The organism is Psychrobacter sp. SZ93C1 (assembly GCF_015864635.1).
GTDB lineage: Bacteria > Pseudomonadota > Gammaproteobacteria > Pseudomonadales > Moraxellaceae > Psychrobacter > Psychrobacter fozii.
This window is the reverse complement of the sequence record NZ_JADYWY010000010.1, coordinates 1-23099: the sequence shown is the minus strand read 5'-3', so window position 1 is coordinate 23099 and position 23099 is coordinate 1. Positions and strand designations below refer to the sequence as shown.

At 43.0% G+C, this 23099-nt stretch carries 19 protein-coding genes; 13 read left to right on the top strand and 6 right to left on the bottom strand.

The annotated features are described in order from the left end of the window. Nucleotides 1-2: 2 nt before the first annotated feature. Nucleotides 3-1640: a DUF2254 domain-containing protein gene (locus I6E83_RS12330; RefSeq protein ID WP_227680943.1), complete on the bottom strand. Its 1638-nt coding sequence runs from the start codon at nt 1638-1640 to the stop codon at nt 3-5. A gap of 260 nt (nt 1641-1900) precedes the next feature. Next, nucleotides 1901-3442: a YihY/virulence factor BrkB family protein gene (locus I6E83_RS12325; protein WP_197102294.1), complete on the bottom strand. Its 1542-nt coding sequence runs from the start codon at nt 3440-3442 to the stop codon at nt 1901-1903. Between the two features lie 246 nt (nt 3443-3688). Here I6E83_RS12325 and wrbA point away from each other — a divergent pair, with 246 nt between their 5' ends. Both wrbA and I6E83_RS12315 read left to right on the top strand, forming a co-directional pair. Continuing rightward, entirely contained in the window at nt 3689-4306 is a 618-nt protein-coding gene (gene wrbA / locus I6E83_RS12320) for an NAD(P)H:quinone oxidoreductase (RefSeq protein ID WP_197102292.1), read from the top strand. Between the two features lie 91 nt (nt 4307-4397). Next, nucleotides 4398-4883 (top strand): hypothetical protein, encoded by a 486-nt coding sequence (locus I6E83_RS12315; RefSeq protein WP_197102290.1) that lies wholly within the window; start codon nt 4398-4400, stop codon nt 4881-4883. 152 nt (nt 4884-5035) lie between these two features. Here I6E83_RS12315 and I6E83_RS12310 read toward each other — a convergent pair whose 3' ends face one another. Then, a complete protein-coding gene (locus tag I6E83_RS12310; protein WP_197102289.1) occupies nt 5036-5791 on the bottom strand; it encodes a DUF3108 domain-containing protein in 756 nt (251 codons plus the stop codon). 416 nt (nt 5792-6207) lie between these two features. On the opposite strand from I6E83_RS12310, the gene I6E83_RS12305 reads away from it, so the two are divergent. Beyond that, the gene (locus I6E83_RS12305) at nt 6208-6498 is read left to right on the top strand and encodes a co-chaperone GroES (protein ID WP_010196840.1); all 291 of its coding nucleotides are present in this window, start codon (nt 6208-6210) and stop codon (nt 6496-6498) included. Nucleotides 6499-6608: 110 nt separating this feature from the next. Further along, entirely contained in the window at nt 6609-8258 is a 1650-nt protein-coding gene (groL, locus tag I6E83_RS12300; RefSeq protein ID WP_110923978.1) for a chaperonin GroEL, read from the top strand. 304 nt (nt 8259-8562) lie between these two features. On the opposite strand, the gene yaaA is transcribed toward groL, so the two are convergent. After that, entirely contained in the window at nt 8563-9369 is an 807-nt protein-coding gene (yaaA, locus tag I6E83_RS12295) for a peroxide stress protein YaaA (RefSeq protein ID WP_197102287.1), read from the bottom strand. Nucleotides 9370-9979: 610 nt separating this feature from the next. On the opposite strand from yaaA, the gene I6E83_RS12290 reads away from it, so the two are divergent. The 6 genes from I6E83_RS12290 (at nt 9980) to I6E83_RS12265 (ending at nt 14602) form a co-directional block, all read left to right on the top strand. Continuing rightward, nucleotides 9980-11131, top strand: coding sequence for a Re/Si-specific NAD(P)(+) transhydrogenase subunit alpha (locus I6E83_RS12290; RefSeq protein WP_197102285.1), 1152 nt, complete (start codon nt 9980-9982; stop codon nt 11129-11131). Between the two features lie 129 nt (nt 11132-11260). Beyond that, nucleotides 11261-11596 carry a proton-translocating transhydrogenase family protein gene (locus I6E83_RS12285; RefSeq protein WP_197102426.1) on the top strand — a complete coding sequence of 112 codons (336 nt, stop codon included), beginning with the start codon at nt 11261-11263 and terminating at the stop codon, nt 11594-11596. Further along, entirely contained in the window at nt 11593-12993 is a 1401-nt protein-coding gene (locus I6E83_RS12280) for an NAD(P)(+) transhydrogenase (Re/Si-specific) subunit beta (RefSeq protein WP_413787069.1), read from the top strand. The genes I6E83_RS12285 and I6E83_RS12280 overlap by 4 nt, the downstream gene beginning before the upstream one ends. 145 nt (nt 12994-13138) lie before the next feature. Continuing rightward, complete coding sequence (locus I6E83_RS12275) at nt 13139-13675, top strand: acyl-CoA thioesterase (RefSeq protein WP_197102283.1); 537 nt, start codon at nt 13139-13141, stop codon at nt 13673-13675. 122 nt (nt 13676-13797) lie between these two features. Further along, entirely contained in the window at nt 13798-14007 is a 210-nt protein-coding gene (gene iscX / locus I6E83_RS12270; RefSeq protein ID WP_010196865.1) for a Fe-S cluster assembly protein IscX, read from the top strand. Between the two features lie 94 nt (nt 14008-14101). Beyond that, entirely contained in the window at nt 14102-14602 is a 501-nt protein-coding gene (locus I6E83_RS12265) for a GyrI-like domain-containing protein (RefSeq protein ID WP_197102281.1), read from the top strand. A gap of 89 nt (nt 14603-14691) precedes the next feature. On the opposite strand, the gene dapE is transcribed toward I6E83_RS12265, so the two are convergent. Both dapE and I6E83_RS12255 read right to left on the bottom strand, forming a co-directional pair. After that, a complete protein-coding gene (gene dapE, locus I6E83_RS12260; RefSeq protein ID WP_197102279.1) occupies nt 14692-15924 on the bottom strand; it encodes a succinyl-diaminopimelate desuccinylase in 1233 nt (410 codons plus the stop codon). A gap of 126 nt (nt 15925-16050) precedes the next feature. Then, nucleotides 16051-16806 carry a 2OG-Fe(II) oxygenase gene (locus I6E83_RS12255; RefSeq protein ID WP_197102277.1) on the bottom strand — a complete coding sequence of 252 codons (756 nt, stop codon included), beginning with the start codon at nt 16804-16806 and terminating at the stop codon, nt 16051-16053. 141 nt (nt 16807-16947) lie between these two features. Between I6E83_RS12255 and I6E83_RS12250 the strand changes: the two genes are divergently transcribed. The 3 genes from I6E83_RS12250 to I6E83_RS12240 all read left to right on the top strand — a co-directional run bounded on the left by I6E83_RS12250 (nt 16948) and on the right by I6E83_RS12240 (nt 22780). Continuing rightward, nucleotides 16948-17823, top strand: a complete 876-nt coding sequence (locus I6E83_RS12250; protein WP_110923987.1) for a 23S rRNA (adenine(2030)-N(6))-methyltransferase RlmJ — start codon at nt 16948-16950, stop codon at nt 17821-17823. Nucleotides 17824-17865: 42 nt separating this feature from the next. Next, nucleotides 17866-18783, top strand: coding sequence for a CDP-diacylglycerol--serine O-phosphatidyltransferase (gene pssA / locus I6E83_RS12245; protein WP_227680941.1), 918 nt, complete (start codon nt 17866-17868; stop codon nt 18781-18783). A 535-nt stretch (nt 18784-19318) separates the two neighbouring features. After that, on the top strand, nt 19319-22780 hold the full coding sequence (locus I6E83_RS12240; RefSeq protein ID WP_197102275.1) for an ESPR-type extended signal peptide-containing protein: 3462 nt from the start codon (nt 19319-19321) through the stop codon (nt 22778-22780). Nucleotides 22781-23099 lie beyond the last annotated feature (319 nt).

Here is a 23099-nt window from a genome sequence, read left to right as displayed (position 1 = left end):
GATTATTTCGATTGTGTTTGCAGGGCTTTACGGATATGAGCATCAAACTCACTCACGTAGTCAAAATATCGATGCTGAGCATCATCACTAAGAATAAATTGCTTGGCTTGCTTGGACATGGCGATTAAATCATCGGTCAATTCTTGATAGTTTAGGTTTTCTTCACCTGCACGCTCAATTAATGTCAGTTCATGTAATAGTGTCTGCTGCTGTGCGCTATTGACTCGCGCATAATTAAGATTGACCATTGCCTGACACAGTGCTTTTAAAACCATCAAATCAGCGGCTGCATAACGACGTATTTCGCCAAGCGATGTATTAATAAAGTCAGAAATTTTTGGCGTATGAGTGACCACGGCTAATATAGCCAGTCGTTGCTGCTTAACTTCGGCATTTGATGCATCATCATTTGGTGCCGGTACATAAAAGTGATAGGGGCTGGGTGGTTGACAGCGCATCATAATACTCAAACAGCTCGTCAGTGATTGTACGCAGTTGACCGCTGTTTTTGGGTCATTGATACCAGGAGACAGTGCTCGTACAGCGATTTCAGTCATTTGTCCTAAGCTATAAGCAATATCATTAGAGTGTACCAGTCGCTGTTCGATACGGATACAGTTTGCGAAGCGTTGCCAAAAAACACCATCAGGTGCGCGCGGTACAACGGCCAACTGCGGTGTTGATGTTTTCTGTCGGTTATTTGGATGTGCTGTTGGACGCTGGTAAAAATAGCCAATGACATTTTTATCAGTCACATAATCACCCAGATTGACATGAATCTGTATCACGCCACCATAATCTTGTGTCAGAGTAATCAGCGACTCAAGGTAAATCTGTTGGATATAACCTGAGCGTGGTGGATAGATAGGCATTGATGACCAGTTGTGAAACTGTTCGACATCATGATGCTCGATATCACGTTGATGTTGGATGTCACAATGACTGCCATACCAATAGTGAATATTATTAATGGCATCGTTGCTCGCATTTTGGATGACATGCGATGCTTGGATGGCATGTACCATATGCTGTACGAAGTACACGAGCAATAGCGCGCAGACAATGGCCATAATAATGGCAAAGGTCACAGCCAGCTGTGGCACACCGAAAGCGACGTCGTATTTATGGATAGACTTTAGTACTAACAAGCTATAGCTAAAGGTACCAATGAATGCACCCAATACCAATTGATTGGGTGTGTCTGTCAAAAAATTGCGTAACAAACGTGGCCCAAATTGTGATGATGCCATTGACAATACGGCAATCGTAATTGAAAAGGTCGTGCCCGCGACACCCAAAACAGCACCCGCTATCGCTGTCATAATAGCGCGCGCTGCATCATCGTCACCTGTAAAGGCAAAGGTAATATCTCTGACCGTTTCACGATCAAAGTGCTGATCGATGGTTACTAATAAAGGCGCAAGCAATATACCTATGATGACGCAAGCCGTTGGGATAAACCAATAAGAGCCAATCAGCTGTTGCCATAAGTTTCGAAGACGATCGGGCAGGTCAGTGAGGGTTTGCAATGACCATAACTGGGCAAACTGTTTTAGCTTGTTTTGGCTTATATCAAGTGTACGTATCCATAAGCTTTTTTTGTCATCTTTATTCACTGTCATCAGCTTTGAGGTATCCAAAAATTATCATATTAAACTTATAGTGTTATAGCTTATTCATAAATATACGATAGGGCTTTGACTGTCATATTAGGGCGTGTCCTCAATTCAAACGAGTGTTCTCTAAATGGGCTAAAAATAGCTAAATTTTGCCAAACATCGTCAAATAGTTGGTCAATATCTCGATATTATCTGCACTATTTTTCTCGTTTGACGGCAATTTATCTCATTTTTATCGCCATTTTTAAAATGAGGACACGCCCTAGTTCTTTTTATTTTGGTTAGCTTACTTTGGGGTTATCCGCTTCAGTAATAATATCGCCCTTATTATTGGGCTGAGTTTGTTTCTTATCATCGTTTATATCTTGGGGAATGATAATTTCATTATTACGGTCATCCCATTCTATATCACTGTCTTTGTCATATGACATGGGCTCAAAGTGCGGTGTATTTTGTTTATTTGAGTCATCCTTCGCCGATGTTTCCATCGTCGGCGCTGAAGTCTTTCTAAATAAATGGGCATCATTATTTCTATGGCTACCTTTTTTATCAGAAGCGGCCTTTTTACGTGGTTCCGTATTGGTAAATATAGCGCTTAACGGTAGATTTAGTTGTTGTTTAGCATAAGTTTCGGTATGCTCAAAACGCTCTATCAATAGCCTAACCCAAGGCGTTTGATCTTCTATTCTTACCTCATCGAACTCATCTTTGATGGGTAACGGATAAGGTAAAGTACGATAAAAATCCCACAGTGTCATTTTACTCAAATCTCTTTTGAGCACATAGTCGTCATCTTCGGTCATGGTGATGAGGTTGCTGTCTTGTAAATAGTTAATATAGGTATACCATTTCGGCAGCTCTTTGCGTCCTAGCATATTGCGAAGCGCTTGTTCGCTGACGGCCTCACCTTTTAAATGGTGTGTATATACTAAGTTGAGCATGTCTAGCAAGCTCAGTAATGGATGGCGTGGCTCCACTTCTTCTGTCCCAAAGATGGTCAGGGTATAGCTGATCTCAACGCCCAGTAGAATTAAATTCCACGACAAATAAATCCATAGCAAAAATATTGGTAAGGCTGCAAAGGCTCCGTAAATAGCTTCATAACTGGTAAAGTTTGCCATCACGGTCCCAAAAAGATGCTTCATCATCTCAAAGACGATGGCCACAAATATGCCAGCGATGGCCGCATTTTTGGCTGGCACACGTGCTTTTGGAATGAACCAGTACATACCGATGAAGCCTGAGACAGTGATGCCAATCGTGACGGCTTGTATCCAGATAGACCAATCAATGCCGTAACCGGCGACTTGCTGATTTAAAAAACTAATGCTTTGTATCGCACTTGAGGCGATGAAAGCTGTGCCCAACACTAATGGGCCTAAGGTCACCATCGTCCAATAGCGCAGCATGCTTTTGATGCCACCGGACCGATTCTCTACCCGCCATATTTGGTTAAAAGCTCGCTCAATGGTCGTCAATGTCATAATCGTTGTAAAAAACAGCACCATCGCACCAATAATGGTCAGGTTGGATGATTTTTCAGCGAAGTTGTTGATGTACTCACTAACCTGCATGCTAGATTGCGGTAGTAAGTTGTTATAAATGACTTCATATATTTGTGCTCTGACCGACGAAAGTGCTGGTACTGAAGACAAAATCATCAAGAGTACGGTCAGCATGGGTACGATCGATAGCATGGTCGTATAGGTCAGAGAGGCTGATTTTTGCTGGCAGTTGTCTTCAAAGAAATGCCTAACCAAAAATCGTAAAAACTGAAACCAGCGCTGGTGTAAAAACGGGATTTTCTTTGCTAACTTTTCCATATCGATCATCTAGCAGGTATTAGAGTGACAATAGTGTAACAAACATAGGCGGTTATCATCTGCCCTTTAATTGTGTCAAAATGCACAGTAGTCAACGCGATAGAGTGTTCTGACGATAATGCACAGCTAGGTTGTTTGCATGTCAGTGAATGACTCGGGCATAATGTGCACATATATTGATAGTGTCAGCTGTTGGCTACATATTGCTATCATTAACCACATGAATGATTTAAGGAAGTGTTGCTAATGAGTCAGACTGCCCCTTATGTATTGGTACTCTATTATTCTAATCATGGTACAACCAAGACATTGGCATACGCTATCGCGCAAGGTATTGAGGACGCTGGCATGACGGCACGTATTCGTACGGTACCAACGGTTGCTCCTGAGACGACATCTAGCAAGCCTGCGATACCTGATGAGGGTGATCTTTATTGCACGATGGAAGATCTGAAAGACTGTAGCGGCCTTGCGCTTGGTAGTCCGACGCACTTTGGCAACATGGCAGCACCCATGAAATATTTTTGGGACAATACCGTCACGCTATGGCTGGCAGGAAACCTACAGAACAAACCAGCCTCAGTATTTACTGCGACAGGCTCCATGCATGGCGGTCAAGAGACGACGTTACTGACGATGATGTTGCCATTGATGCATCACGGTATGATTATCGTTGGTGTACCTTATGCGGAGCTAGCGCTCAATCGCACCCAACGTGGCGGCTCACCTTATGGTGCTAGCCATGTCAGTGGGGCATCACATGATCAGCCTATCTCACCTGATGAGCGTGAGCTAGGCATCGCCCAAGGTCGCCGTTTGGCTATCAGTGCGACAGCATTGGCTCAAGCTAACTGGAGTCGCTAAGGGGCCTTTGTACTGTTAAGCCTACAATGATCATTGAGCCTAAAATGCGACAGCGTTATTAACGCTATTAATGAGGAAGTAAATATATCTAATGGCTACAAACCGCTCCGATAGTGAGATGAATGCTGCACCACCAGTAAAGAAAACTGGTAAGCCTGCCAAAGTAAGTAAACCTATTGCGCCTATCCGTCAGCGTTTGATGGTTACGTGGTTAATTTGGCTCGTCTATAGATTGCTTGGACTGCCTATTTTTATTAATGTATTCAATCCAAGTAGTCCTGATATCGTCGGCGGTGTCGCATGGCAAATGTTGTGGTTAGTGCCAGCATTTATCCTGACACCATCGATACTGCGTGGACGCTCGCCTTATGCGTTGTTAATAAGCAGTATGTTTATACTCGTGTACTTAGGTGCGAGTGGCGTGGTGTTGTTTACGCGAGTTTATGGCAGTAGTTGGGCGGAGATAGTTGTCTATCTACTGGATTTTTTACTATTGCTGCTTATCAATGTATGGTTGTTTATTTTGCTTAAACGTCTGCCTTCGATGAATAATGTCGTTAAGAAACCTCGTCAGTAATCTAGCTTGCTTAATACTTAACTTGCCAAATGCTTAATAATCAACGCTTAACAAGTTATGTTTGTTAGCTATCAGTGTAAAACCAAAAAAAGCGGCGCTCTACATTAGAGCGCCGCTTTTTTTAATATTTTTTCAGCAGTTTAACAAACGGTTTAATTAACCTTGGTCAATTCTAAATCCATTTTTTTGCCATCGTTAATCTGACTCACTTTCACGGGTAGGTAATCCAAGCTTGGTGCTAACCAGAAGCTGGTAGAACGGCTATCGTCATCATGGACACGGTCGACACGTACTGTATCAAAAGTACCTGCTGGTACAGTTATTTTGGTGTTGCCAGATTTCTTAAATGGGGTCTTTTCGATTTTGTCTTTCTTCGCCATGTAGTAATTGCCAGAGAATTTACCGTTTAATAAATCCTGACGAATCTGTACTTCAAGGCTTAAGTCATCAAAGGCTTGTTGCGACATGTTCATTGTCGTTGATTTGCCTCGATAGTTACTCACGACTTTTTTGCTACTTGGATTAAAATCTAGTTTGTGTGTGCGACCAACGCCCAAGAGTTTATAAGTCGTGCTGGCTTGTGTTGGTGTGACGTTATTGCCATTGATGGTAAAGGTACTATCTTGCGAGGCGCTAGCGACACCTGCAACTCGTGCATTGACATTGTATTTCCAAGTATCACCTGACTTGCTTAAGGTACGTGTGGCGGTGCCTTTATATTTGTCTTCGACCGTAAAGCTATAGTTAGCGCTTGATGCTTGGATGGTCTTTGCACTAGCGATGGTAGGTGCAGTCATACTTAATGCTCCGATAGCAGCAATACTGGCGCCTGATGTTAAGGCGGTCAAAATTTTTGACTTACTACGTTTTGTGTTATTAGAATTTTTATTCGATGATGAAAAAATCATAGATGTTCCTTAAGTAATATAGTGTTGGTATATCAGATTCTATCTACCACTATTATTGTATTTACAAGCACTATAATGGTCATACTTGGTTACATTTTCAAGAGTATTTGCTGTCTATGGTGTGTTGCTCTTGTAGTCAATGTTGCTATAAAAACACCTTGGCTAAGAAGAAATAATAGGCGATTAGTACAACAGTTTGAGATCACGACAGCACTAAGCGGCTCCCTGAGATAATTCTTGTAAAATTTTAGGCTTTACACTTGAAGCGAACACACCTTGCCCCCACTTTTTGATACAAGCTTAATGCTTATCTTCAGAATATTACTTTTGAGTAGTAGTCCTTGTAGATACTGGCATTGAGACTATTAATTCAAATAAACCCTCAATTTTAATAATCAACTTTTGGAGTCATATCGATGAACATTCGTCCTTTACATGACCGTATTGTCGTCCGCCGCATAGAAGAAGAAACAAAAACGGCTGGTGGCATCTTGCTTCCTGGTTCAGCTCAAGAAAAACCTTCACAAGGTGAAGTACTGGCTACTGGTAACGGTCAGATTCGTGACAACGGCGAAACTCGCGCGTTAGATGTAAAAGCTGGCGACAAAGTTTTGTTCGGTCAATATGCTGGTCAAACGGTAAAAGTTGACGGCGAAGAGCTGCTTATTATGAAAGAATCTGATGTATTGGGTGTGCTAGAAGGCTAATTGCTCACGAGGCCTGTTGGCTGAGTCAGTTGTTAGCGAAGCACATTTATAACCATATTATCGAATCATTCAACCGTATTCTCATACTTATAATAGTGGAGTAATTTAACATGGCAAAAGACGTAAAATTCGGCATTGATGCCCGTAAACAAATGATGGACGGCGTAAACGTTCTAGCAAACGCAGTAAAAGTAACACTAGGCCCTAAAGGTCGTAACGTTGTTATCGATAAATCATTTGGCGCACCTACCATCACTAAAGATGGTGTTTCAGTTGCCAAAGAAATCGAACTAGAAAACAAGTTTGAAAACATGGGCGCACAGCTAGTACGTGAAGTTGCTAGCCGTACCAACGATGTCGCTGGTGATGGTACAACTACTGCGACGGTATTGGCTCAGTCAATCTTGCAAGAAGGCATGAAGTCAGTGGCTGCTGGCATGAACCCAATGGATCTTAAACGCGGTATCGATAAAGCGGTACGTGCTGCTGTTGAGCAAATCCATTTGTTGTCTACACCAGCTGACGATGAAAAAGCCATTGCACAAGTAGGCTCTATCTCTGCTAACTCAGACACTAAAATCGGTGAGTTGATTTCGCAAGCGATGCAAAAAGTCGGTAAGCAAGGCGTTATTACTGTTGAAGAAGGTTCAAGCTTCGAAGATACCCTAGAAGTTGTAGAAGGTATGCAGTTTGACCGTGGTTATATCAGCCCGTACTTCGCGAACAAGCAAGACAGCTTAACTGCTGAATTTGAAAACCCGTATATCTTGCTAGTTGACAAAAAAATTAGCAACATCCGCGAAATCGTGCCATTACTTGAGCAAGTAATGCAGCAAAGCAAGCCATTGCTTATCATTGCTGAAGATGTTGAGAACGAAGCGCTAGCGACTTTGGTTGTTAACAACATGCGTGGTGGCTTAAAAACTTGTGCGGTTAAAGCACCAGGTTTCGGTGATCGTCGTAAAGCAATGCTAGAAGACATCGCAACGCTAACTGGCGGTACGGTTATCTCTGAAGAGATTGGTCTGAGCTTAGAGACTGCTACTCTAGAGCAACTGGGTACTGCTAAGAAAGTGACTGTTGGTAAAGAAAATACGGTAATCGTTGATGGTGCTGGTAACAAAGCTGATATCGAAAACCGTGTTGAGTCTATCAACCGTCAAATCGAAGAGTCTACTTCTGACTATGACAAAGAAAAGCTACAAGAGCGTGTTGCAAAATTAGCTGGCGGCGTAGCAGTTATTAAAGTTGGCGCAGCGACCGAAACTGAAATGAAAGAGAAAAAAGACCGTGTTGACGATGCGCTACATGCGACTCGTGCAGCAGTTGAAGAAGGTGTTGTACCTGGTGGCGGTGTTGCGCTAGTACGTGCTATGAACGCATTGTCTGAACTAACAGGCGATAACGACGATCAAAACGCAGGTATCAACATCCTACGTCGTGCGATGGAAGCACCACTACGTCAAATCGTAACCAACGCAGGTGAAGAAGCGTCAGTTGTGGTAAACGAAGTGAAAAGCGGTAGCGGTAACTATGGTTACAATGCTGCTTCTGGTGAATACGGCGATATGATCGAGATGGGTATTCTTGACCCAGCTAAAGTAGCACGTTCAGCACTAGAAAACGCTGCATCTGTTGCAGGCCTAATGCTTACCACTGAAGTTATGATTACTGACTTACCGCAAGGTGATGACGGTATGGCTGGCATGGGTGCTGGCGGTGGAATGGGCGGTATGGGTGGAATGGGCGGCATGATGTAATTTATGCCCCGACTAAACTTGTACGACGTTGTTAACCTCGTTCGATGTACTATTAGTACAATCTTCACTTGGTCGCCTAGTCGTACTGCTTTAGTCAATCCATAAAGCGCTTTTCACTGTAGTTATAAGTATTTTTGTGAAAGTGTTTGAACTACCGAAAGCTCTGCTATCGAAAGATAGCAGGGCTTTTTTGTATCTAGTTTAATAGGGTAGTGGGTGTCACATAGAAAAACCTCGATAGGCTGAGCTTATCGAGGTTTTCTTATAAATGTTTAGTATCTTTTAACTAATAATAAAATCAAATTTACTGATGCACACTATCCCGCCTAAACGTCCACGTTTTATCATCAGATGCTTCTTCACAGTAGTAATATCCTGCTAGATCGAACTGCTTTAGTTGCTCAGCATTGGTCAGCTTATTATCTGCCGCATACTTAACCATTAGTCCACGTGCTTTTTTGGCATAAAAGCTAATCACTTTATATTGACCATTTTTTTCATCCTCAAATCGTGGTGTAATGATGTCAGCATTCAATGCTTTTTTCTTTACAGACTTAAAGTATTCATTAGAAGCCAGATTAATCAATGTTTTATCGTCGCTATCAGCCATTCGCGCATTGATAACCTCAGTCACTTCCTCACCCCAAAACTCATATAAGTTATTACCGCGCTCATTTTTCAGCTTGGTACCCATCTCTAAGCGATATGGTTGGATTAAATCTAAAGGTTTTAACACACCATAAAGCCCTGACAAAATGCCTAAGTGCTCATTGACGTAGATAGTCGTGTCTTTATCCATGTGATACATATCAAGACCAGTATAAACATCACCATCGAACAAATACCCAGCAGGTTTTGCCACATTAGTATTATCAGTGAATGGTTGTTCTTTACTCCAGTGCCATTGCTGATTGCGCGTCGCATTAAGCTGTGCCAAATCATTAGAAATGCTCATCAGCTCTTGTAAGTCAATCGGTTCTTTAGACTTCAGTACTTGCATCAATACTTGTGAATGTTCAATCAGTTCAGGCTGACTATAGTAGTTGCCTAGATTTAACGGTATAGCGTCTGCTTCGTTCAAAGATTTAGCAGGGGAGAGTAAAAAATACATCGTTATTCCTTATTATAGTGAGTCATTGACGATCCAATTACCACGTCAAGCTTACCTATTATACGACACCTATCGTTTGAACTTAACCGGCTCGTTGCTTTTTCACACGATTCTAAAATATATCAATTGTGACTGTTAGAGCTTACCTTCAGTTCAAATATAACCATCAAAACAAGAGAAACAGCACAGATAATATCGAGGGAGCTATCAGCTGTGTGTCTATTGAGGTAATGGTCTGTGATATGGGGGTGGCCTAGTGATACAAGGTTATATTTTGCAAAGCATTAAGGGTATTAAAAAAATAAATTTTTTTAATATAACAATAAAAGTTATATAGATGGTACAAATAATTAACTTTTTATTTACTTATGGGTCATCATTAAACAATGAAAGTTGGTGGACGATGTACCTATAATAAAAAGGCATGATGGCAAAGTCGCTATCATTTATTAAATTGATAAACCTTTGGTCGCAATACTGATCCAATCAAAACCAAAGGTTTTTTTGTCCCCTGTGCTTTTTAGATGTGCGTTGAGGGTATTAAAGGTAGTCGTGAGACGTAATTATAGTCATTATAAGTACAGTCATTGGACGTAAGTAAGGAGACGGTATGAAAATCGGTGTAATCAGTGCAGATAGCGCGAGCGAGAGCCGTGTAGCCATAACCCCAGACGCAGTCAAAAAGTTGCGTAAACTTGGGTTTGAAGTTGTCATTCAGTCAAATGCAGGTCAAGCAGCGTACTACGCTGATGAGCTATATCAAGCTGCTGGTGCCGACATTGCCAGTAGCAGTGCCGAGGTCATTACCCAGTCTCAGATTATTACCACCGTCAATGACCTATCAGCTGAAGCCATCGATGGCTTGTCATCTGGTCAGATCGTCATTGGCATGCTTGACCCTTATCGCAACACTCAGCTTGATAGTTATGCGGCTAAAGGTGCAACCGCCTTTGCCATGGAGCTATTACCCCGTACCTTGTCACGCGCACAGAATATGGACGTACTGTCATCACAGGCCAACCTTGCGGGTTATAAAGCCGTATTGCTAGCGGCGAATGAGTATTCACGTCCATTCCCAATGTTTATGACGTCAGCCGGTACGGTTAAACCCGCCAAGGTTGTTATCTTAGGTGTCGGGGTGGCAGGTTTACAAGCGATTGCAACGGCAAAGCGTCTGGGTGCAGTGGTAGAAGCTAGTGATTTACGTCCGACTGCTCGTGAGCAAGTGGAGTCACTCGGTGGTAAATGGCTGGATGTGCCAATGAGTGCAGAGGAGGCTGAGACCGCCAAGTCTACAGGTGGCTATGCTTGGACGCCATCAGAGCAATATGTCAAAGATCAAGCAGCTGTTGTAGACAAAGCATTAAGCAACGCGGATATCGTTATTACCACAGCGCAGATTCCTGGTCGTAATGCTCCGCGTCTGGTGCACGGCGCAACCCTCGCTAAAATGAAAGCAGGTTCAGTATTGATCGATATGGCGGCTGGTACCGGTGGTAACGTGGAAGGCAGCTTGCCTGACCAAACCATTACCACGGACAATGGCGTACGTATCGTTGGTGCTGCCAATATCCCTTCACAGCTTGCCGCCCAGTCTTCAGATTTGTATGCCAATAACTTGGTTAACTTTATCACGACCTTAATTGCGCCTGCTGGAGATGACGCTTCAGCAAAATTGGCACTTAACGTAGACATGGAAGACGAGATTCAGGGCGCACTGGCAGTGACACATGACAATCAGGTACGACTGGCCAAACGCTAGTTTGACTGGGCTAAGTTTTTACAGCCTGTCACTATTAACGTTGTCACCATACATTTGCCAGACATGAATAAATTTTAGGAGGATTAGATGATTGCCACTATTTTAGCGTCAGCACCAGCTGGTGCCGCAATGGCTAGTACACCATTTGTCGCGATTTTTACCGTATTTGTACTCGCTATTTTTGTCGGATACTACGTGGTTTGGGGCGTTACGCCTGCACTACATACACCATTGATGGCCGTCACCAACGCACTATCAAGTATCGTCATCGTTGGTGCCATGCTACAGACCGTCACCATTGATGGCTCTATCTTTACACCAACCAGTATACTTGGCGCTTTTGCCGTATTTTTAGCCAGTATCAATATCTTCGGTGGCTTTGCCGTGACCGAGCGTATGCTTGCGATGTTTAAACCGAAAGTAAAAAAAGCACCAGTAGCAACAGAAACTGGAGGTGACGCATGAACGACTTCTCAGCAATGATTGCGGCAAATGCAGATTGGTTCTATCTAGTCGGCGCGATTCTTTTTGTTTTAACCTTACGTGGTTTGTCTAGCCCAAAGACGGCTATCAGAGGTAACCGCTTTGGTATGGTAGCGATGGCGATTGCCGTCGTGACGACCTTCTTCTTAGCAGAAGGCCCTGTGCTTTGGTTAATTATTGGCGCGATGATTTTAGGTGCCCTCGTTGGTATGTGGAAGGCAAAGACGGTTGCGATGACCCAAATGCCAGAAACCGTGGCTTTGATGCATTCATTCGTCGGTTTAGCTGCAGTCGCCATTGCCTTGGCAACCGTGCTACATACTGAGCAACAGCATGGCGCCGTTGCCCGAGTTGAGCTGTTTATTGGTTGTTTCATCGGTGCGATTACGTTCTCAGCCTCGGTCTTTGCCTTTGGTAAATTAGCAGCGAAAAGCTGGGCTAAAACATTGGTTGGCGGCTGGGTAAAACCTGTCCAAGCGCTATTGTTCATTGCAATGATTGGTTTTGGTGGCGTTTATTTCGTTACTGACTCATTACCAGCATTTTATGCAATGGCTGTGATTGCCGTTATCTTCGGTTGGATGTGGATTGCCCCAATCGGTGGCGGCGATATGCCAGTGGTTGTATCGCTATTGAACTCATTCTCTGGTTGGGCAGCAGCAGGCATTGGTTTCACCCTTGGCAACTCAATGCTGATTATCGCAGGGTCGCTCGTTGGCTCATCAGGTGCGATCTTGTCTTACATCATGTGTAAAGCCATGAACCGCTCATTACTCAACGTTTTATTTGGCGGTATGGGTACAGGCGCTGTGGCAGCGGGCGGCGATGATGGCGCACCGAAGAACTACAAAGCCGGTTCGGCAGAAGATGCAGGCTTCTTAATGGCCAATGCAAGCAGTGTTGTGATCGTACCGGGCTATGGTATGGCGCAAGGTCGTGCGCAGAATGCAGTCAAAGAGTTGTACGAGCTGCTAAAAGAAGAAGGTGTGAATGTGCGTTTTGCCATTCATCCGGTCGCGGGTCGTATGCCAGGTCATATGAACGTACTATTGGCTGAAGCCGATGTACCTTATGATGATATTTTAGAGATGGATGAGATTAACTCAGACTTCGCAAGTACGGATGTTGTCTTGGTTATCGGTGCAAATGACGTTGTGAACCCATCTGCGAAAGATGACCCAACTTCGCCAATTTTTGGTATGCCAATTCTAGAAGTCACCAAAGCCCAAACGATTATGGTCATCAAGCGTTCAATGAACACGGGTTATGCAGGTCTTGATAACAGTCTGTTCTATATGGACAAAACCATGATGATCTTTGGTGATGCGAAGAAAATGGTCGAAGAGATGGTTCGTAGTATCAATGGCGCAGGTCATTAGTCATTGAAATGTATGTTTAACTGTTAGCTTTTGCCTATAAATTTTTAAGTAAAGAAAGTCACTGAGGTGGCTTTTTTTGCGTTAAAGTAGGCAGCATTTATATGACATCGATATCTATAAAAAATAAGAGTTAAGGGAGTTACTTATGAACATGTTGATCCGTTTTTTTATTATGGTTAGCTTGCTAAAACAACAACTAAAACAGCAATCAATGAGCGAGCGCATTAGCATAGAGACGTTGACCGCACCGACTGTCCGTAACTATCGAGTATTGCCGCATGACATGGGGTTTCGTGACCACTTGCCTAATTACCGCTATTTGTCTTTTATTGAATTAAATGTCACTCGCTGGGTAATGGCGTGCTGTCATCAAAAAGGTATTAAGAAATTGAATTGGGTGATGTCTATGCAAGAGATGGTTTATCTGAAACCAATCAAGTTTTTGGATAAAGTGACACTCAGTAGTAAGGTTGCAGGATGGGATCAGAAATATGTATATTTTGAGCATCGTTTCTTTGTGAAAAATCAGCTGATGAGTATGGGTATGACCAAATTTATCTTTACAGATAAAAAAGGCAAGTGTACGCCAGAAGTATTGGACATGGTAGGGGAGCATTTGACCGACACTATTGCCACATGGAACAACCATCAGGCTGCTTTGAAGTCTGCCAAGTCGGCGTAGATAGTATAAGCTGCCATATAAAATTAACTTGTCTATAATCATCTGATGAATTTTGGTAAAATAGCGCCTATCAAATCGTCAAAACCATTTTATCAAAATCGTTTAAAAGATAAGGAGCCGCTATGATCCCGCAAAAATTAAAATGGACGGACAGCTTAGATATCGCTATTGAGTTGTATGAAAAGTTCCCAGAGACTGATCCACAATATATACGTTTTACCGATTTGCATCGTTGGGTGACTGAACTTGAAGGCTTTGATGATGATCCACAAAAATCAAATGAGGGCATTTTAGAAGCCATTCAGATGAATTGGATTGATGAAGCAGATTAGAGTTACTTTGCAACGCTAATGGCTTTTTTAGTACGCGCTCATTTCAATCTTTCTCAAATAAAAAACCGTATAAATATACAGGATATACCGTATCATGATTTCACAAATTAAAGAGCTACCAGAAGCGATAGCTTGCAGTGGCATTAGCGTTCGTACTACTAACAACGCTGAGATTAGCGAAGAAACAGCCAAACTGGGTCGTTTATGGCAGAAGTTTTACCAAAACCACGCCAGTGATCTGCCTAAAGGTGAAGATATTTATGGTGTCTATCATAACTATGAGAGCGATGATTTGGTCGGTGCTTTTGATGTGGTTGCTAGTTGGAAAGTAGTCAGTGAGCAAGAGCCATCAGACAATGAAAAGACTGCTAAGTCTACAAACCTAGTAACAGTAGATATTCCTGCAGGAAAGTACATGGTATTCTCTGAAGAGGGTAGAATGCCTTACACTGTGATGAATGCCTGGGAAAAAGCTTGGACTTATTTTAATGATCGCAGTTGTGAGCACACCCGAACTTTTGATGTTGATTTTGAGCATTATATTGATGGCAATCTAGAGTATGGTCAAGTTGATGTTTATATCGGTATCGAATAAAATTAGTATTGAATAAATCAGTCAAAATAATAAAAAGCGCCAAATCTAATTAAGATTTGGCGCTTTTTATTGCTTTCTTTAACGAATAACTAATCTAGCAGTAAGTTTTCTAAAATCCCTTCATAAATCTGTGCCAATCTACCCAAATCATCGACTTCTACCTTTTCATCAACTTGATGAATTGTCGCATTACGCACACCTAGCTCGACTACTTGCGCGCCTGTTGGTGCGATAAAACGCCCATCAGAAGTACCGCCTGAAGTAGATAGCGTGGTATCAGTATCAGTAACTTTTTTGATTGCTTTTTGACAGGCAGAAACCAGTTTACCTTCAGGGGTCAAAAACGGCTGACCAGATAACTTCCAATGGATATCGTAGCTCGCCTTATTCTCTAACATCTGATTATCGGCAAAATACTTATCGAAGATAGCATGCGTTTTTGCCTTCAGTTCATCTTCAGTGGTTTCCGTTGAAAAGCGGAAGTTAAACACAACTTCTAGCGTTTCAGGAATGACATTGGTTGCGCCTGTGCCACCATTGATATTTGAGATTTGCAGTGATGTTGCTGGGAAATAGTCATTGCCATTGTCCCATGCAGTCGAGGTCAATTCAGCCAATGCTGACATTGCAGCATGAATAGGATTGCACGCTAGATGCGGATAGGCGACATGACCTTGCTTACCAGTCACTGTGAGCACTGCACCCAATGAGCCGCGACGACCATTTTTAATGATATCACCTAGCGTATCGGTACTTGATGGTTCACCAACCAAGCAATAGGTGATTTTTTCTTGACGCGCTTCTAAGGTTTCAATGACTTTTACTGTGCCGTTGATTGATGGGCCTTCTTCATCTGAGGTGATTAAAAAAGCAATCGAACCATTGTGCTCAGGGTGATTGGCGACAAAACGTTCGGCTGCGACAGTAAAAGCCGCAATACCTGTTTTCATGTCAGCCGCACCGCGCGCCCATAGATACCCATCAGCAATGGTCGGGGTAAATGGTGGGTAGGTCCAGTTTTTAGCATCACCAGTTGGTACGACATCGGTATGGCCTGCAAAGCAAATGACTGGGTCAGTCGTGCCGCGACGCGCCCACAAGTTTTTGACTTCAGCGTGTTCGCCCTTTGCCTGTCTATCACCATAATACATAAACTCACAGTCAAAGCCCGCTTTTTCCAATCGCTCTGACAATATATCTTGGCAACCATCATCATCTGGCGTCACTGAAGGACGTTCTAGCAGTTCGATGCTTAAATCCAACGCTTCTTGTTGATGGCTTGCGGATTGATTATTGGTAGTTTGGTGATTGCTGTCAGACATGGATAAACCTTTTATGTGTAAAGTTAACTTTTAAGATTGATATTGCGAAAGTAGTGGAATACTTGTTTGTTTTTATAGTGGTTTACGACTCAAATCACATTATATTATTTATGAATAAGTGACGATTTAATTGTTTTCTTCAACGAACGGTACCAAGCCATCTCGGCGCATCCAAGTAGCGATAGAGTAACGCTGACGATGAGCAATCTGCACCTGATGTCGTAAGTCACTGTCAAATATCACCAGTCTATTGGCAACAGGCATCACATTATGATGAACACCATGTTTATCGACGACTTCTAATGCGCCACCATCACTGGCAGCCCACTCATCATTCAAATAAAACACGGCTGAAATAACACGTTCGTCACGCCCAGCAGGGTTGTCACTGTGCCATTGATAGCCAAAGCCAATCGGATAGCAGGCATAATGCGCTTCACTATGACGAATACCCGCGAACAAGCTACGATTGAATAGGGAAGCAAGGGTATTGATACTTTCTAGATAAAAAAAGCCTGCAAAGAAGTTTTCTGTGATCCAGCGTATTTTATCACCGCGAATATCGCTTACCCGAATACCAGCAGTGAGCTGTGCATCACGATATTCAATAAAACCGCTTTCTGCTTGCAAGGCTAGCAACGCGGTACTATTAAAGACATCATCGATAATAATCCAACCATCGTTGACGAACTTATCAAGCTGTATTTCAGTCAGATTGTCTTCCCAGCTCACGGCAAAATCAGAGGCTTGTAATACATGTTGGGTTGGGATATCTGGGATGTCACTATGACCGTCTGGAAACAGTAATGGTGGATTGTCCGGACCTATTGGCTGATCGGCTATCAACTCTGTCACGTTCAGGTTGCTAATAATCTGCGTCATTTCATCTCATTATTGTCAATCAGCTGTCGATATACCGTCATTCAATGCGTTTTTATTGAAAGCACTTACCAAAACCACATTATCTTTTACTCTGCCTATGCTACCATAGATGCAATTTTTCTTATTTAAACTTTTGAGATTATGAACTATAAACACGCCTACCACGCTGGTAACTTTGCTGATGTGGTCAAACACATTTTATTGGTACAACTGCTCAATCAACTGGGGCAAAAAAACAAACCTTTTTATGTGCTTGACGCTTATGGCGGTCGCGGACTTTATTCACTGAGCAGTGAAGAAGCACGCAAGACTGGAGAGGCCAAAGGTGGTATTCAAGCCCTATTGAATGCCGATACTGAAAAGGCACCTGCTGCTGTCAAAGATTATATGGAAGGCATCAAGCAAGCCAGATTCACTTATGACAGTAAAGTCTATCCTGGTTCTCCTTGGTGGATTGCCCATCATGTCGAAAAAAACCCGGAAGCGGGCGTACGTGGCGAGGCTTTTGAAGCCAAAGCCAGCGAATATGATGCGTTGAACTATCAGCTACATAAATTGCCAATCGGTATCCATCACCGTGATGCCTTTGAAGGTATCACTGCAGTTATTCCGCCAAAAGAGAAGCGTGGTCTAATTTTTCTTGATCCTCCTTATGAGCAAGAGCATAAAGACTTTACACGCCTTATCAATTTGTTGGTTAACTCTTATAATAAGTGGCCACAAGGCACTTATGCGCTTTGGTTCCCTATTAAGAACGTCGAAGCTGTAGAACTGTTCTATAAAAAGCTGAAACGTACTGAAATGCGCCGTCAGTTGGTGTGTGAGTTGAATATTTATCCAAACGATGTTGCGGTTGGCCTTAACGGTACAGGTCTGCTGGTTATCAATCCACCTTGGCAGTTTGACAATCATGCGCGTGAGATTGTGCGTTTCTTGCAGCCTGCTTTAAAAGTAGCTGATGCGCCAGACTTAACACCTGATAGCGCGACCAATGTGCGCTGGTTAGTCGGTGAATAACTGGTTCAATGAGTAGCAATGTCGGCAAATAAGGATATTAAGATGACCAATACACCATCATCTACAGGTCAATCAAACCACGTTTCCTCAAAGGATACGGCTCTAAATGATGGATTGCTACAAGACAGTGCAGCAACTCAGCCACCATTTATCGATGAGCATGAGTTCAATATCCGCCTAGCGGAAAATGACAGTTATGACGGTTTGACCTTTGAAGTGATTGAAGCTGAAGTAACAGAAGGTCAGCGAGTGGTCAGTCGCGGTGTGTATTTAGCGCCCAACTTAATTACAACTTTGTCGCTACTGTCAGGCTTTTATTCAATTTTGGCCAGTACACAAGGCGAGTTTTATAAAGCCTCATTGGCTATATTTTTGTCCGCTATTCTTGATGGGGCTGATGGGCGCGTGGCACGTATGCTCAATGCACAGAGCCCATTCGGTGAGCAATACGATTCTTTGGCAGATATGCTAGCGTTTGGTGTTGCACCTGCTATTTTGATTTATAGCTTTGCTTTAGAGCCGTTAGGTCGTATCGGGATTGGCTGTGCATTCGTCTTTACTGCTTGTGCCGCTTTTCGCCTCGCACGTTTCAATGTGCAGGTTGGCATTGTCGATAAAAAATACTTTGTTGGCCTAGCAAGTCCACTTGCCGCTATCTTAGTGACGTCTGCTGTCATGGTCGCAGTCGATCATAATGAGTGGATTGGTCAGTACGATACAGCTGTCATGTTCTTGTTTGCCGCTTGGGTCGTAACTTGTGGTCTACTAATGGTCAGTAACGTCAAGTACTATAGCTTCAAAGAATTTGATAAGAAGAAAGTGCCTTTCGTTGTTCTTATCATCGGTGTGCTGGTCATGAGTATCATACTCTATGATATCCCTGTCGGCCTTTTAGCGATTGGTATTATCTATGCGTTGTCTGGTATTGTTACTACGGTCAAAATAAAATTTAAAATTTAAAACAGATATCTATCTCATGTTACTTTATACCATTACTAGTCGTTTTCAGGCTGGAGCTAAATCAAAGTAGTCCATGTTAGACTAACTATTAAATACATGTAATGAGAGCCGCTTATTTTCTAATAAGCGGCTTTTCTATGCGTGCTATCAAATAGTTGTTTTTACCTTTTGCTTCAGACATTTCAATATATTCCTGAAAGTATATGTTCATCTGTTACAAATTCAAAACAAGAACTTTACAAATTTAACATAACATTCCAGAATGTACTTATAACGTTTCTTTTTATGTCTGTATTGCATATAAAATTATTTTTTAGAATCAGAAGAACGGATTTAGTAGGTAGCTTAAGTCAAGAGCAAGTCAATCTAGTGCTTGATTTATCACTTATCAAACGATACGGATATCAAATTCTACAGGTAATTATTCATTCAAATTAACGTTTATATTTTTGATCGACAGTGCAACTGTTGCTCTATTTGTTATAGCCATCATATGGTCGCTTCGATAGCAACTTTATACACACAGGATATTCTCATGTTAAACCATGTTTACCGCGTTGTTTTTAATCGTTCTACGGGTTGCTATACAGCCGTTAGTGAAATTAGCAAGTCGGGTGGAAAGTCTAGCAACACATCAGGTCAAGTTGGTACTGTGCCAGCTAGCCAAACAGGCGCATCGCTACGTCGCCATGCCATTTCTGTTGCAATTGGCTCATTGCTAGGATTGACAGCGATGAGTGTTCAGGCAGATGTGTGCTTAACGCAGTTTAATGGAACAGGTGGCAGTGTCTCTCCATCAATAGAGTCTATAGCTTGTGGATTTTCAAACGATGCATTAGGCGTCCGTAGTACTGCAATAGGTTATGACAACACAGCTTCAAATATTTATAGCTCAGCTGTTGGTACTATAAACACTGCTTCTGGCGAAAGTAGCTCAGCGATAGGTGCTTACAATAGCGCCTTAGGTGTTGGTAGTTCTGCTATAGGATCGCAAAATAGGGCTGATAAGCTAGGAAGTTCCGCATTAGGCATACTGAACCAAGTAGATAATACTTATAGTACGGCGGTAGGGTCTAGCAATATAGTAGATGGGCAAATGGCTTTGGGAGCAGGGCATAGGAACGTAGCTTCTGGTCGTTTTAGCTCAGCAGTAGGTTATATTAATACCTCTGCAGGGGATTATAGCTTGGCAATAGGTAGCGACAACTCAACCGCCAACGAACGTAGTACAGCGGTAGGTAGTCTAAACACAGCCTCAAAGCTGTATAGTTCAGCGGTGGGCTATAGCAATGAGGCAACTGGTGACCGTAGCTCAGCACTAGGTAACGATAATACTGCTTCGGGTGATGACAGCTCAGCAGTAGGTAGTTCTAACGAAGCCTTAGGAGGTTTCAGCTCGGCAGTGGGTTTTAACAATGAATCCTCAGGTAATGGTAGCTCAGCGATGGGTAGTGGTAATACAGCCTTAGGACTTACCAGTTCAGCGATAGGTAATTTTAACAGAGCCTCAGGTGTTGCTAGCTCAGCGATGGGTAGGGGCAACGTAGCCTCAGGAGATTCTAGCTTAGCACTAGGTAATAATAACACAGCCTCAGGAGTTACCAGCTCAGCAGTGGGTTTTGCAAATGAAGCCTCAGGTATTGATAGTTCAGCGATGGGTAGCCGTAACACAGCCTCAGGTTTTAATAGCTCAGCGATGGGTATTCGTAACACAGCTTCAGAATCAGGCGCGACTGCCGTTGGTAGTGGCAGTACTTCTACACAAGTTGCAGTAGTAGGTGCAGTGGTGCAAGCTGAGTTTGTCGACGCGACCACCCCCATACAAACAGACAATCAGAATCGCCGTTTTAAAGATGATGGTAATGGCGGTCAAATTTTTGAGTTTGCACAGAGTGACTACGAAGCTCTAGGCATCGGCGCAACAGCAAGCGGCATCCGCGCGACAGCTATCGGTAATACATCAGTAGCAAGTGGTCGTGACAGCGTAGCGATGGGTACAGAATCAACGGCTAATATTCGTAACAGTATTGCTCTAGGCGCACAAAGCAAAACATCAGTTGACGCAGGTGTACAGGGATTTGGTGCTGATGCTAGAACCGATGCCACATGGCAATCGACTTTAGCCGCAGTCAGTGTCGGTGACACTAGTGATGCTAATAACTTGCAGACGCGTCAAATTACGGGTGTAGCAGCAGGTACATCCGATACTGATGCCGTGAATATTGCTCAGTTAAAAAAGTTAGAAACAACAGGTATTTCTTATTTCAGTAATGTAGCAACCGCTTTAGGTGGGGGTGCACAGTTCAGTAATACAGGTGTATTTCAAGCACCCACATATAGAATAAGCAATGCAGACTACAACAATGTAGGTGCAGCGCTCACCGCAGTTGACGGAAAGTTAACGGATTTACAAACACAGATAAATACGATTGAGCTCACACCTGGACCTAAAGGCGATACGGGAGTAATTGGTCCACAAGGTCCAGCAGGATCTGACGGTATCAATGGAACAAACGGTATTGACGGTCAGAATGGTACGGATGGCATTAACGGCCAAGATGGTGCTGTCGGTGCTCAAGGCCCTGTTGGTCCAGTAGGTCAGAACGGAACAGATGGTTTAAACGGTGCTGATGGCACCAATGGTAAAGACGGTATTGATGGTGCTCAAGGTCCAGTTGGTCCAGCAGGTCAGAATGGAACAGATGGTTTAAACGGTGCTGATGGTACAAATGGTAAAGACGGCATTGATGGTGCTCAAGGTCCAGTTGGTCCAGCAGGTCAGAACGGAACAGATGGTTTAAACGGTGCTGATGGCACCAATGGTAAAGACGGCATTGATGGTACTCAAGGCCCTGTTGGTCCAGCAGGTCAGAATGGAACAGATGGTTTAAACGGTGCTGATGGTACAAATGGTAAAGACGGCATTGATGGTGCTCAAGGTCCAGTTGGTCCAGCAGGTCAGAACGGAACAGATGGTTTGAACGGTGCTGATGGTACAAATGGTATCGACGGCGCTAAAGGAGATAAAGGTGATTCAGGTATCAGTGATGAAGCTAAAGTTGAATTAGAAAACAAAATCGAAGATAGCCAAGCTCGCTTTTTTAGCGTTAATGACTCTAATAACAGCGAAGATGCAGGTAATTATAGCGGTAATGGTGCTACTGCTGACGGTGCGATAGCGATCGGGGTTAACGCTCAATCTAAAGGTAAAGACAGCGTCGCTATAGGCATCAATAATACAGTGACTGGCGATCAATCTACTAGCGTGGGTAATGGCAATGTTGTTTCAGGTGATCGCTCAGGTGCATTTGGAGATCCCAATATCGTCGGTGGTAACGCCAATTATGCAGTTGGTAACGACAATGTCATTGGTGATACTACTAGTAACTCTGTAGTACTAGGTAGCAATGCAACTGTTGGTGCTACAGCGGCAACAGTTGGTACCAATAGTACACCAGCTTTTGAAAACGAGACTAATGCCTCAAACTCCGTCGCTATCGGTGAGTCGGTGAACATTCAAGCAGCTAATGCAGTGGCTATCGGTGCTAATAGTAGTGTAACTCATAGCAATGCTATAGCATTAGGAGCAGGGTCGCAGACCAGTGCAGACAATACCGTATCAGTGGGCAACGCAAACAGCCAGCGCCGAATTACCAATGTCGCCGCTGGTATCAGTCCAACTGATGCAGTTAATGTCTCTCAGCTTGATCAAAATCGTGCTGAAGCCTTCGGTTATACAGATAGAAGAATAAATGATCTAGAAGGAGAGACCTACTCAGCAGTTGCAGGCGCGCTTGCTTTCGGTGCTTTACGTTACCCCAATGTACCGGGTAAAGTCAGCGTTGGTCTGGGCGGTGGTACATGGGAAGGTGAGACAGGTTATGCATTTGGTGTCGGTTACACCACATCTGACGGACAGTTTTCTATCAGTAGTGCTTTTGGTGGTAGTGGCAGCCAAAATGGTGGTAACGTTGGCGTAAGCTATACTTTTGACTAACGTTTAGTGTTAAGAAATCAAAAAATACTTGAGCCTACTATTGTTTTTGATAGTAGGCTCAATCAATTAAATCTATGAAGTTAGAAGATTTCTGAAAAACTTTCCTTGTTTTCTATTTAAGATCTCGTAGGATGCATTTAATCGTAAGGGAAGTAGATTAGTGATGTGGATAACCAAGCTTATTTGAATTAAGTTAAATTACCTCTTGACTCGAGATTTAAAGCGTCTATAATACGCCCCTCAACAGGGGAAACTGGCAGTAATTAGGAGATAATTACTTAATTAAAACCCAGTTAACTCATTGAAACGAATTAAAAAA